This is a genomic window from Bordetella parapertussis, assembly GCF_020735925.1.
GTDB lineage: Bacteria > Pseudomonadota > Gammaproteobacteria > Burkholderiales > Burkholderiaceae_B > Bordetella > Bordetella pertussis.
In genome coordinates this window covers 1,690,925-1,702,984 of sequence record NZ_CP085971.1, presented here as the reverse complement: position 1 = coordinate 1,702,984, position 12,060 = coordinate 1,690,925, and the positions used below count along the sequence as shown (strand labels likewise).

The 12,060-nt window shown below is 67.9% G+C and carries 11 protein-coding genes and 1 pseudogene; 2 read left to right on the top strand and 10 right to left on the bottom strand.

Annotation, left to right across the window (positions count from 1 at the left end; all coding sequences use genetic code 11):
* The first annotated feature begins 23 nt into the window (after positions 1-23).
* On the top strand, positions 24-1,226 hold the full coding sequence (locus tag LK409_RS08140; protein ID WP_010928325.1) for an amino acid aminotransferase: 1,203 nt from the start codon (positions 24-26) through the stop codon (positions 1,224-1,226).
* A 128-nt stretch (positions 1,227-1,354) separates the two neighbouring features.
* Positions 1,355-2,005: a transcriptional repressor LexA gene (lexA, locus tag LK409_RS08135; RefSeq protein ID WP_041937182.1), complete on the top strand. Its 651-nt coding sequence runs from the start codon at positions 1,355-1,357 to the stop codon at positions 2,003-2,005.
* Positions 2,006-2,389: 384 nt separating this feature from the next.
* On the opposite strand, the gene LK409_RS08130 is transcribed toward lexA, so the two are convergent.
* The 10 genes and pseudogenes from LK409_RS08130 to LK409_RS08085 all read right to left on the bottom strand — a co-directional run bounded on the left by LK409_RS08130 (position 2,390) and on the right by LK409_RS08085 (position 12,052).
* Complete coding sequence (locus LK409_RS08130; RefSeq protein WP_010928323.1) at positions 2,390-4,006, bottom strand: autotransporter outer membrane beta-barrel domain-containing protein; 1,617 nt, start codon at positions 4,004-4,006, stop codon at positions 2,390-2,392.
* Positions 4,007-4,346: 340 nt separating this feature from the next.
* Positions 4,347-5,309 (bottom strand): tripartite tricarboxylate transporter substrate binding protein, encoded by a 963-nt coding sequence (locus tag LK409_RS08125; RefSeq protein WP_003816815.1) that lies wholly within the window; start codon positions 5,307-5,309, stop codon positions 4,347-4,349.
* A 34-nt stretch (positions 5,310-5,343) separates the two neighbouring features.
* Positions 5,344-5,985: a 3-oxoacid CoA-transferase subunit B gene (locus LK409_RS08120; protein WP_010928322.1), complete on the bottom strand. Its 642-nt coding sequence runs from the start codon at positions 5,983-5,985 to the stop codon at positions 5,344-5,346.
* Positions 5,978-6,646: a 3-oxoacid CoA-transferase subunit A gene (locus LK409_RS08115; protein WP_033448623.1), complete on the bottom strand. Its 669-nt coding sequence runs from the start codon at positions 6,644-6,646 to the stop codon at positions 5,978-5,980. The genes LK409_RS08120 and LK409_RS08115 overlap by 8 nt, the downstream gene beginning before the upstream one ends.
* Positions 6,647-6,690: 44 nt before the next feature.
* Positions 6,691-7,687 (bottom strand): annotated as a pseudogene (locus LK409_RS08110) (acyl-CoA dehydrogenase family protein).
* Positions 7,688-7,708: 21 nt separating this feature from the next.
* The gene (locus LK409_RS08105; protein WP_033450234.1) at positions 7,709-8,866 is read right to left on the bottom strand and encodes an acyl-CoA dehydrogenase family protein; all 1,158 of its coding nucleotides are present in this window, start codon (positions 8,864-8,866) and stop codon (positions 7,709-7,711) included.
* Between the two features lie 2 nt (positions 8,867-8,868).
* Positions 8,869-9,645 carry an SDR family NAD(P)-dependent oxidoreductase gene (locus tag LK409_RS08100; RefSeq protein ID WP_033448626.1) on the bottom strand — a complete coding sequence of 259 codons (777 nt, stop codon included), beginning with the start codon at positions 9,643-9,645 and terminating at the stop codon, positions 8,869-8,871.
* A gap of 21 nt (positions 9,646-9,666) precedes the next feature.
* Positions 9,667-10,824, bottom strand: a complete 1,158-nt coding sequence (locus LK409_RS08095; protein ID WP_010928321.1) for a thiolase — start codon at positions 10,822-10,824, stop codon at positions 9,667-9,669.
* Positions 10,821-11,252 carry a Zn-ribbon domain-containing OB-fold protein gene (locus LK409_RS08090; protein WP_003812491.1) on the bottom strand — a complete coding sequence of 144 codons (432 nt, stop codon included), beginning with the start codon at positions 11,250-11,252 and terminating at the stop codon, positions 10,821-10,823. The genes LK409_RS08095 and LK409_RS08090 overlap by 4 nt, the downstream gene beginning before the upstream one ends.
* A complete protein-coding gene (locus LK409_RS08085; RefSeq protein WP_010928320.1) occupies positions 11,249-12,052 on the bottom strand; it encodes an enoyl-CoA hydratase/isomerase family protein in 804 nt (267 codons plus the stop codon). Before LK409_RS08085 ends, LK409_RS08090 begins: the two co-directional genes overlap by 4 nt.
* Between the last annotated feature and the right edge of the window lie 8 nt (positions 12,053-12,060).

The following is a 12,060-nucleotide window of genomic DNA, read 5'->3' as shown; positions in this document are numbered from 1 at the left end:
TCCACCCATCCTTCCCTACACCCATGAGCACTCTTTTCGCTTCCGTCGAACTCGCGCCGCGCGACCCCATTCTTGGCCTGAACGAACAGTACAACGCCGATACCCGTCCCGGCAAAGTGAACCTGGGCGTGGGCGTGTACTACGACGACGAAGGCCGCATCCCGCTGCTTCAGGCCGTGCGCAAGGCCGAGGTGGCCCGCATCGAAGCCGCCGCCGCCCGCGGCTATCTGCCGATCGAAGGCATCGCGGGGTACAACGAGGGTGCGCAGGCGCTGCTGCTGGGCGCCGACTCGCCGCTGGCCGCCGAAGGCCGCGTGCTGACCGCGCAGGCCCTGGGCGGGACCGGCGCGCTGAAGATCGGCGCCGACTTCCTGCGCCAGTTGCTGCCGCAGTCCAAGGTCCTCATCAGCGACCCCAGCTGGGAAAACCACCGCGCCCTGTTCGAGCGCGCCGGCTTCCCGGTCGAGACCTACGCTTATTACGACGCCGCCACCCATGGCCTGAACTTCGAAGCCATGCTGGCCGCCCTGCAGGCCGCGCCCGAACAGACCATCGTGGTGCTGCACGCCTGCTGCCACAACCCGACCGGCGTCGACCCCACGCCGCAGCAGTGGGAACAGATCGCCGCCGTGGTCAAGGCGCGCAACCTGGTGCCGTTCCTCGACATCGCCTACCAGGGCTTCGGCGAAGGCCTGGAGCAGGACGCCGCCGTGGTGCGCATGTTCGCCGCGCTCGACCTGACCATGTTCATCAGCTCGTCGTTCTCCAAGTCCTTCTCGCTGTATGGCGAGCGGGTCGGGGCCCTGACCGTGGTGGCCGGCAGCAAGGACGAGGCCGCCCGCGTGCTCAGCCAGCTCAAGCGCGTGATCCGCACCAACTACTCCAACCCGCCCACCCACGGCGGCACGGTGGTGTCCACGGTCCTGAACACGCCCGAGCTGTTCGCGCTCTGGGAAAATGAACTGGCCGGCATGCGCGACCGCATCCGCCTGATGCGCAAGGAACTGGTCGAGAAGATCAAGGCCCAGGGCGTGGCGCAGGACTTCAGCTTCGTGCTGGCGCAGCGCGGCATGTTCTCGTACTCGGGCCTGACCGCCGCCCAGGTCGATCGCCTGCGCGAAGAGCACGGCATCTACGCGGTCTCCAGCGGCCGCATCTGCGTGGCCGCGCTCAACAGCCGCAACATCGACGCGGTCGCGGCCGGCATCGCCGCGGTGCTGAAGTAGGCACGGCACGGCCGGCATCGAAAAGCGGAGCCCATGGCTCCGCTTTTCTTTTGCGGCTTGCTTTTTTCCCGTGGGTCCTCCAGAATGGCGCTGTATATCCATACAGTCCGCAAAAGCGGGTCATCACCATGGCCACCAAACTCACGGAACGCCAGCAGGAAATCCTCGATCTCATCCGCCAGACCGTGGCGCGCACCGGCTTTCCGCCCACCCGGGCCGAAATCGCCCAGGCGCTCGGCTTCCGGTCACCCAACGCCGCCGAAGACCATCTCAAGGCGCTGGCGCGCAAGGGCGCGATCGAACTGACCGCTGGCGCCTCCCGCGGCATCCGCCTCAAGGTGCCGGACAACGCGGCGCCCTCCGCCCAGCTTACGCATCCCCTGCTGGCGCAGCTCGTGCTGCCGCTGGTGGGTCGCGTGGCGGCAGGCAGCCCCATCCTGGCGAGCGAACACGTCGAGCGCGAGGTCGGCGTCGATCCCGGGCTGTTCACCCAGACGCCCGACTACCTGCTGAAGGTGCGCGGCATGAGCATGCGCGACGCCGGCATCCTCGAAGGCGACCTGCTCGCCGTCAAGCGCGCCGCCGAAGCTCGCAATGGCCAGATCGTCGTGGCCCGCCTGGGCGACGAGGTCACGGTCAAGCGCCTGCAGCGCCAGAACGGCCGCATCGAGCTCCTGCCCGAGAACCCCGACTTTTCTCCCATCGTCGTGGCCAACACCGACGATTTCGCGCTGGAAGGCATCGCGGTCGGCCTGATCCGCACCCAGCCCCTGCACTGAGCCGACGGGCCCCCATGCTGCGCCCGCTATGCGGGCTTGCTGCCCCCCGAGGGGGCTTTTTTGCCTTGGGGCGGCCCGGCGGCAAAGTAGTGCCCCACGCTGCGCCCGCTATGCGGGCTTGCTGCCCCCCGAGGGGGCTTTTTTGCCTTGGGGCGGCCCGGCGGCAAAGTAGTGCCCCCACGCTGCGCCCGCTACGCGGGCTTGCTGCCCCCCGAGGGGGCCTTTTTGCCTTGGGGCGGCCCGGCGGCAAAGTAGTGCCCCCACGCTGCGCCCGCTACGCGGGCTTGCTGCCCCCCAAGGGGGCCTTTCTGCCTTGGGACGGCCCGGCGGCAAAAAAAACCGCGCGCCGGATGTTCCGGCGCGCGGCGGCACGACGCATCTGGCTTACCAGGCGTACCGATAGCCGACGTGAAAGCTCCACGGTATGGTCAAGCGGCTGCCCTTGCTGTACTCGTACGAAGCAAACAGGCTGCTGTGCTTGCCAAGCGCCGCCGCCACGCCCAAGTCGAGTTCGGCGCGTCCGCCGCGCAGCTTGACGTCATGGCCGATATCGTTGGTGCGCACCTTGCCCACCCCATCGAACTCCTGCAACCAGCTCAGCTTGGCGTACGGTTGCACCAGTTTGCCGTTACCCAGATCCAGCTTGCGCCCCACCTGCAGGCCTAGCCGGCCCAGCAGCGACTTGGTGCTTGCCACGTCGACGCGCACGCCATTGCTGGCCGTGTAGTCCGCCTTGCCGGAACGGAACAGCGCCACTTCGACCTGCGGCTCCACGAACCAGTCGCCGGCCCATGTGAAACGCCTGCCGGTCTCCAGCGACAGCCCGATGCCATTGGCGCGATACTTTCCTGTCACGCGCGCGCCACGCTGGCCGTCGGCCTTGAAATCGTGCTCGTAGCGGTTCACCCGCACAATCCCGTCGAGGTAGAAGCCGCCGTCGCCGATATACGTCGCATAGGCGCCCACATGCAGGCTGTCGCTGTTGCCGCGCGCGCTGTACGCCAGCTTGCGGCGCGCGCGGCTGTAGCCGGCCACCGCGCCTACATGCCAGCGCCCCTCGGCCGCCGGCAAAGCCGTGTCAGCGCCGATCTCGATCCCGCCCACGGTCTGGGTGAACCTGTCCACCACCTGATTGTCCAGGCGTTGGCGTTGCGCGAACGAGCGTGCCCACACGCCGCCGGCTGCCGGCGTAAGCCGCAATTCACCCATGCGCTTGCTCAGGGCGTTCATCTCTGCCTGCCAGATACCTTGCGGCGCACTGGCCGTGCCCAGCACGGCCAGAACCGGTGCGGTCAGGATGCCGCTGCGGGGCATGTAGATCCCGTCGCCGGGGCTGCCGGCAGGCGGCAGCGGCTGCGCGTGCGGCTCGTCCTGCGGCCGGGCGTCCGGCTGGGGACGAGGTTGCTCCTGCGGCCCGGGTTCGACCTCAGGTCCGGGTTCCACTTCAGGTCCGGGTTCTACATCGGGTTGGGGATTGCCATCGGGCTCGGGCGGCCCCTCCGGCTGCGGCTTGGACGCGTCCGGTCCCGCCTGAGGCGCCTCTGCAGGCGGCGACGGCAACCCGCCGTCCTCGCCATCAGCGGGAGCGCCGTCCAGCTCGGGCTGCGGAGTATCAACGTGGGTGTGGTCATCGTCGAGAGACTCGCCATCCAGATCGGGAGGCGGGATTTCGATCCATTCTTCCCCAATGGGGGTGCCATCCAGTCCGGGCGGCGGCAGGCCGATGGAGTTTTCCCCATCCGTGCCGCCGTGCAGCGCGTCGTCCGACAGGTCGATCTCGGTCCAGGTATCGTCGATGGCCGTGCCATCCAGAGCTATCGTCGTCCAACCGTTTTCATCGTCGACGGGCCTGCCATCGAGCATGGGTGCGCTGACGGCGGGCACGCCCTTCGGCCCGGGCGCAGCCATGGCATCCTGGGCCTGCGCCAGCGCCAGCCAGGCCGCCAGCGACAATGCGCCGCATACGCCTGGCCAGGCCAGGCGCCGCCGTGCCAGAGCCATTGATCGGGATCGGGATTTGCATGAGATAGATGAGTCTGAGGGCATGGGTAGACGGGGGGGTGACATCCATGCAGCACCGCCGGCAAGAAGCGCAGCCGCCGCAGGATTGCTATGCGCCGGGTGCATCACGATCTCGCCGCCACCCGGCCGAACAGTGCGGCGTGGGCGTAGTCTCGCCAACGCCACCTCCCCTGAAAGCCAGTGGTCAGATCTCCCTGATGTTGATTTTTCCTACCCTCCACCCCCCCCCCCAACAACTACATGATGTAGTACCAATCCCGAAGATCGGTGGGGCAATACAACGTGGCCGCCGGCCACGCCGCGCTGGAGGCTCGCGCGCTTACTGTACCGGGGGGATGTGCGCGTCCTGCACCACCTTCTCCCACTTCCTGATTTCACTCTCGACGAAAGCGGAGAACTGCTGCGGCGTGCTGGATACCGATTCGACGCCCAGGGTAGCCAGTTTGTCGCTGACATCCGGCAAGGCGGCCACGCGGGCGATCTCCTTGGCCCAGGCCGCCGTGATATCCGCGGAAATGCCGGCCGGTCCCATGAACCCGACCCACGACGTCACGAAATAGCCAGGATACTTTTCGCCGATGGCAGGCACCTCGGGTAGCGACTTCAGCCGTTTCTCGCTTGCCACCGCGATGTACTTCAGCTTGCCCGCCTTGACCTGCGGGTCCATCAGGAAGACGGAGTCGAACGTCAGGTCGACCTCGCCCGCCACGCCGGCCATGACCGAGGGGCCGCTGCCCTTGTAGGGCACATGCACCATGTCGACGCCCGCGAGCGATTTGAACAGCTCGCCGCCCAGGTGGATGATCGTTCCGTTGCCCGACGACGAATAGGTCAGCGAGCCCGGCTTCTTCTTGAGCTGGCCGACGAGCTCGTCCATGCTGTCGACGGCCGTGCGCGGGTTGGCCGTGATCGCCAGCGGAATCATTCCCGCCATGCTGAGGTAGGTGAAATCCTTGAGCGTGTCGTAGGGCAGCGAACGGTACAGCGGCGCGTTGCTGGTAATGCTGGCCGTGCCGAGGACGACGGTATAGCCATCCGGCTCGGCCCTGGCGGCCTGGTTCAGGCCGATCGTCGTGCCGGCGCCCGGGCGATTCAGGACGATCACCGGGACGCCCCAGCTCTGGGAAATCTTCTCGGCGTAAAGACGCGCGATGGGATCGACGGCGCCGCCCGGCGGGTAGGGAACGATCAGGTTGATCGGCTTGCTGGGAAACGACGACGCGAACACCGCCGAGGAAAATGCACACAGGGCCAGCGTGACGATTTTGATCTTGGTCTTCACGGCTTATCCTCCTTGTTATCCTGTTTGTCCGCCACTACGGAAACGTCAGCGCGGCTTCCGTTTTCCGCAGCAGTTCGTCCTTGCCGATCCCTGGCGCCGATTCGCGTACGATGAAGGCATCGCCCGCGCATTCGAATATCCCCAGTTCCGTATAGACGCGCGTGACGGCGCTGACGGCCGTCAGCGGAAACGTGCACGACTTGACCAGCTTCGAGGCGCCTGTCTTGTCCTGGTGGCGCATCATGACCAGGACATTCCTGGCCCCCACCGCCAGGTCCATTGCCCCGCCCACGCCACCGCCGCCCTTTTGCCCCGGCACCTTCCAGTTGGCGATGTCCCCGCCCGAGAACACCTGCAGCCCGCCAAGGACGGAGTAGTCCAGCCGCCCGCCGCGGATCAGCGAAAACGAGTCCGCATGGTGCACGATGGAAGCGCCCGCGATGAGCGTGGCGTGCTTCTTGGCGGCATTGACGATGTCCGGATCTTCCTGCCCGGGCGCGGGCACCGGACCGAGGCCGATGATGCCGTTCTCCGAGTGGAAGAAAATGGTCTTGTCTTCCGGTATATGGTTGGCAACCAGGATGGGCAAGCCGATTCCCAGGTTGACGATGGCATGTTCGGGCAAATCCACCGCTATCCGGGCGGCGATCTCGTCATTCGACCAACCCTTACTCATCTCGCACCTCCACTATCCGGTCGACGAATACGCCGGGCGTATGGACGTCGTCGGGATCGATACTGCCGACGGGAACCATCTGCTTGGCCTCGGCGATGGTCGTGCGCGCCGCCATGGCCATGATGGGATTGAAAGTCCGGCTGGCGCGGCGATACCGGAGGTTGCCGTAGGCATCGGCGACGTGCGCCTTGATGAAGGCGAAATCGCCTGGCAGGGCTTCCTCGAAGACATATCCCTTGCCCTTGAACATCCGGCACTCCTTGCCCTGCGCCAGCTCGGTGCCGTAGCCGGTGGGCGTGAAGAACCCGGCCAGGCCGGCGCCCGCCGCGCGGATGCGTTCGGCCAGCGTGCCCTGCGGCACCAGCTCCAGGTCCACCAGTCCTTCCTGGTACGCGGCGAAATAATGGTGCGAATCCGGCTGCGACGGAAAAGAAGCGATCAGGCGCGAAACCTGGCGGTTCCTGAACAGCCGCGACAACCCCAGTTCGCCCGTCCCGGCATTGTTGGAGACGATGGTGAGATCCTTGACCGAGGTGCGCGCCAGCGCATGCAACAGTTCGAACGGCAAGCCGATGTCCCCGAAGCCGCTGATCAGGATTGTTGCGCCACTTTCCACGACACTGACCGCCTCGTCGGCGGACTCGCAGGTCTTGTTGAGCATGCCTACCCCGTTTACCTGGTTGAAATGCGTTGATGTGCCGGCGGTCATAGCCCGCGCACGAACTGCACCGCCCCGTCCCCGCTACCCATCAATGCCGCGCCGACCACTTGGTGCCAATAGGCTTCCGAGCCGTGCGCCAGCCGCCAGCCATGCAGCCGGCGCGTGTAGAGCTGCAGGTCGTATTCCTCGGTTACGCCGATGGCGCCGTGCACGGCATGCGCGGTGTTCGCCGCCAGGGCCGCGGCTTCGCTGGCGCGCGCCTTGGCGATGGCCGCCGGCAGCAGGGCCGGTTGCGCCAGGCCGGCGCGAAACGCGGCCGCCGTGGCGATACGCGCGGCGGCGACATGCTCGGCCATGACCGCCAACTGATGCTGAACGGCCTGGAACTTGCCGATGGAGCGGCACGAACTGCGTGCGGTCGTTGCCATACTGCAGGCTCATCTCGAAGCAGCGAGTCATCGCGCCCGTCAGCAGCGCGGCATGCAGCGCCGCCCCCCAGGCCGCCAGACGGCCCGGCGCGCCGCCCGCGTCGTCGAGCCGGCGCACGGCATCCTGGCGCACGCCGGCGTCCCAGCTCAGGTCGGCGGTCGGCTCGCCATGCAGGCCGCAGTCGCGCCGCTGCGCCGCCCGCGCATCCAGCAGGCACAGCGCGCCATCCAGCTCGCCCAGCACCGGCCCCGCCAGCATGCCGTAGGGCACGCGCGGCGCGCGCAGCGCTCCGTCCGGCCCGGTACGCAAAACGGGCGCGAAGCTGGGCAGTCCGCCGGGCACCTCCATGCCGGCCGGCAGCAGCGTGCGCAGCGCAATCGCCTGGCCCACCGGAAGCGGCACCGCATAAGCGCCCAGCGCCGTGAACAAGGGCAAGGCGTCGGCCAGATCGGCCGCGGCGCCGCCGGCCTGCTCGGGCGCCATGAGATCCAGGAAACCTGATTGCACGATGGCATTCCACAGGGCCTGGACATCGCCGCCGGCCTCGATGGCGCGCACCACCGCCGGCTCGCACCGGCCCTTCAGCAAATCTTCAAAAGCGTCGCTATACATTGCGGTTCTGCTCCATCGCCTTCAACGCAGGCCCAGGCCGCGCGCGATCATGCCGCGCAGGATCTCGCGCGTGCCGCCCCGCAGCGAGTAAGTGGGACACACCTGGTTCACATAGGCGCAGGTGCGCAGCAATTCGGCGTCGATATCGGCGCCCGGATCCGAGCCCAGCGCCGCCTCGATGGCAGCCGGTATTTCCTGTTCGAAGGTGGTGCCCAGTTCCTTGACCAGGGCGGCCTCCACGACCGGGCTCTCGCCGGCGGCAAGTCGGGCGGTCACCGACAGCGACAAATTGCGCAACGCCGCCAGGTGGGTGGCGTAACGGCCGACCGCCGCCGTCTGCGAGACGTCGCCACGGCCGCGCAGCCATTGGATCCACCCGTCCAGCAGCACCATGCTGGAATAAATGCGCTCGGGGCCGCTGCGCTCGAATGCCAGCTCGGCGGTGACCTGTTCCCAGCCACTGCCCTCCTGGCCAATGAGCGCCTCGTCGGACAGCTGCACATCGTCGAAAAACACTTCCGAAAAGTGCGCGTCGCCCGCCAGGTCGGAGATCGGCCGTACCGTGACACCGGGCAACGACAGATCGACAATGAATTGCGACAGGCCCTGATTGCGGTCCTGCGGCGTGCCGGAGGTGCGCACCAGCGCGATCATGTAATGGCAATGCTGGGCGTTGGTGGTCCAGATCTTGCGCCCCGAAAGCGTCCAGCCGCCGTCTGCGCGGCGCGTGGCCCGCGTCCCCACGCTGGCCAGGTCCGAGCCGGAATTCGGTTCGCTCATGCCGATGCAGAAGAAGGCTTCGCCGCGGCAAATGCGCGGCAGATAGAAGCTGCGCTGCGCCTCGCTGCCGAACTTGCGGATCTGGGGACCGCTTTGCCGATCGGCGATCCAGTGGGCCGACACCGGCGCCCCGGCGCACAGCAGCTCCTCGATCAGGACGAAGCGCGAGAACGCGTCCATCTCGGCGCCGCCATACGCGCGCGGCAACGTCACGCCGACCCAGCCGCGCGCCGCCAGCTTGCGGCTGAAGCCGGCGTCAAAGCCCATCCACGAACGCGCGCGCCGGTCGGCCGGCAGCGGCGGCAATTCGGCCTTGAGAAAGGCCTGGACGTCCTGGCGAAACGCCTGCGCCCGCGCCGGCAGTTCGGCGAGTTCGAATCGGTCTATCAGTGCGCTCACGATCACAGCCCGATGGTGTAGCCGCCGTTGACCGACAAGTGCTGTCCGGTCACGTAGGAAGCCGCGTCCGAAAGCAGGAAGCACACGGGGCGCACCACCTCATCGGCCTCGCCCCAACGGCCCAACGGAATCTGGCTGAGATACGTGTCGCGAAATTTCTCGCCGCGTATGGTCTCGGTCATGGGCGTCTCGACGACGCCGAAACCGACGGTATTGGTCCGGATGCCGTACCGGGCCCATTCGCGCGCCGCGCACATGGTCAGGCCCAGCACCCCGGCCTTGGCGGCGCCGTAGTTGATCTGTCCGATGGTGCCGCGCCGGCCGGCGTCGGAAGAAATGTTCACGATCGCCCCCGCGCCATCGCCGCCCGCCTTGGCGCGGCCCAACAAATGCCTGCCCAGCGCCTGCAGGAAATAGAACGACCCGGACAGATGCACGTCGATGACCTGCTGCCAGTCGCTGATCGACATCTTGTCGATCATGGCGGTACGGGTCACGCCGGCGTTGTTGACCAGCCCGTTGACGCCGCCAAAGGCCGTCACGCCCGCATCCACCGCCTGCTGCGCCAGCGATGGATCGGCCACGTTGCCGGCCACCGTGACGCAGCGTTCGTGGCCCAGCGCCTCGCGCAGGGCAGCCAGCGCGTCGGCGTTCAGGTCGACCGCCACGACGCGACCACCCAGTTCCGCGATGGCGCTGGCAAGCGCCCGTCCGATGCCCTGCCCCGCCCCGGTCACGATGACCTGGCGGTTCTCCAGCGTCAAAAGTTTGTCCTGCATGGCTGTCTCCTTCATGAGTGCTCAGATCGTTTCCTCGGTGCCCAGTATCAGCGTGGCCTGGCTGGAGAGCTCGCCGCCGTTGCCGTGCGCCAGCGCCAGCCGGGCCTGCGCAACCTGGCGTTCGCCGGCCGCGCCGGCCAGCTGCTGGGCCGCCTCCACCATCGTGAACAGGCCATACATGCCGGGATGCACGCACGACAGCCCGCCGCCGTTGGTATTGACGGGCAGCGCCCCGCCGGGCGCGATGCGGCCGTCCTCGACGAAGGCGCCGCCCTCGCCCTTGGCGCAGAAGCCCAGGTCTTCGAGAAACAGGATGGTGTTCAGGGTGAAGGCGTCGTAGAGCTCCAGCACGTCGATGTCGGCCGGCGTCACGCCCGCCTGCGCCATGGCGCGCGGGCCGCTGAGCGAGGCGGCGGTCACCGTCAGGTCCGGCATGTTGGTGATGTCCTTGTGCCAGGCCGCGGCGGCCCCGCCCAGCAGATAGGCCGGCCGCGCCGCCAGGTCCCGGGCGCGATCGGCGCGCACCATCACCACGGCGGCGGCACCATCGGTGACCAGGCAGCAGTCGCGCACCGAGAACGGGTCGCATACCAGGCGCGACGCCAGGTATTCGTCCATGGTCAGCGGGGCGCGCATGTAGGCCTCGGGATTCTTCTGCGCCCACTGCCGCGCCGCCAGCGCCACGGCGCCCAGCTGCTCTTTCTTCAGTCCATACTGGGCCGCGTAGCGCGACGCCGCCAGCGCGTATGCCCCCACCGGGCGCGCCAGCTTGTATGCCCCCTCGTAGAGAGATGGACGCATCGAGCTGACCAGCTTGCCCGCCCCGCTGCGCTGGTTGCTGCCGTACGCGATGAGCGCCACGTCGCACAGGCCCGCCTCCAGCGCCAGGGCGGCGTGAATCGCGTGGGTCAGGAAGGACGAACCGCCGGTGCGGTTGTTGTCGGTCAGGCGCGGCGAGATGCCGAGGTACTCCGTGAAACTCAGGCCCGACACGAAATCGTCGGGCAGGCCGATGAACAGGCCATCGACATCGGCGGGCGTCAAGCCCACGCTGTCGAGCGCCTGCACGCTGGCGCGCACCGCCAGGTCCAGCGACGACAGACCCGGCGACTCGCCGATGCCATAGGTGGCGCAAGCCACGATCGCGGTCTTGCCGCGCGGAAAGCGCTCCTGGATCATTGTGCCGCCCTCCCCTGGCCGATGCCGGCATCGGACGGGCCGGCCGGTTCGAATACCACCAGCGGCTCGCCGGCGTCGTCGCGGATGATGCGCGCGCGCACCGCCATCCCGACCTGCACGTCCTCGGGCCCGATGCCCTCGACGCGGCTCATCATGCGCGGGCCTTCCTCGAGTTCGACCAGGCAGACGTTGTAAGGCGCGGCCGGCGGGCGCACCCGCATGACCGTGGTGGCATAGACCGTGCCCCGGCCCGAGGCCGCCACCCACTCCAGGTCCTGCGCGCCGGTGCGCGGCGCGGCCACGCGCGGGTAGAACACGTATTCGCCGCTGCTGCGCGAACGCTGGATCATGAAGCGGCCGTCGGCCAGATGCGCGAAATACTCCTGCTGCGGCAGCAGCGCGGATGCGGCTTGGGGATGCTCGGTCATTGTTGCTCCTGGGGCCATTGGTACAGCGGCGCCTGCTTGTCGAGGAAACGACGCGCCGCCTCTTGATGAAAAGCGCTTTCGCGGCACAGCGCCTGCGCCAGCGCTTCCTGCATGTAAACGGTACGGCGGTCGGACTCGAACGCGTGGTTCATCACCGACTTGACGATGCCCAGCGCGCCCGCCGGCGCCTGCTCGAAGCGCCCGGCCAGCTCGAGGGCGGCATCGAGCACCGGCCGGTCGTCGACCAACTGGTGCGCGATACCCATCTCCAGCGCCTCGGGCGCGCCCACCACCCGGGCCGAAAATGCCAGCGCCTTGGCGCGCGCCAGGCCCACCGCCCGTGGCAGCAAATACATGCCGCCCAGGTCCGGCACATACCCCAGACGCGCGAACACGGCGCAGAAGGTCGCGCGTGGCGAGGCCAGGACGAAATCGGCGGCCAGCGCCAACGACAGGCCCGCGCCGAAGGCCACGCCATCGACGGCGGCGATGACCGGTTTCTCCAGGTCCACCAGGTCGTCGAACCAGCGCTGCATGCTCAGGATGCGGTTGCGGCCTTCGAAGACGTCGGCATTGCCCTGCCCGGCCGCAATCGCGCGGATATCGCCGCCGGCGCAAAAATGCCCGCCGGCGCCGGTCAGCACCACCGCGCGCACCGTCGCATCGTCGCGGATCTCGGGCAGCGCCTTGGCCAGGGCGTTGCGCAAATCCATGTCGAGCGCGTTGCGCGCGGCCGGCCGGTTCAAGGTCAGCACGGCGCAGGCGCCGACGCGGGAAGTTTCCAGTACAGACATGATCACTCCCGCCG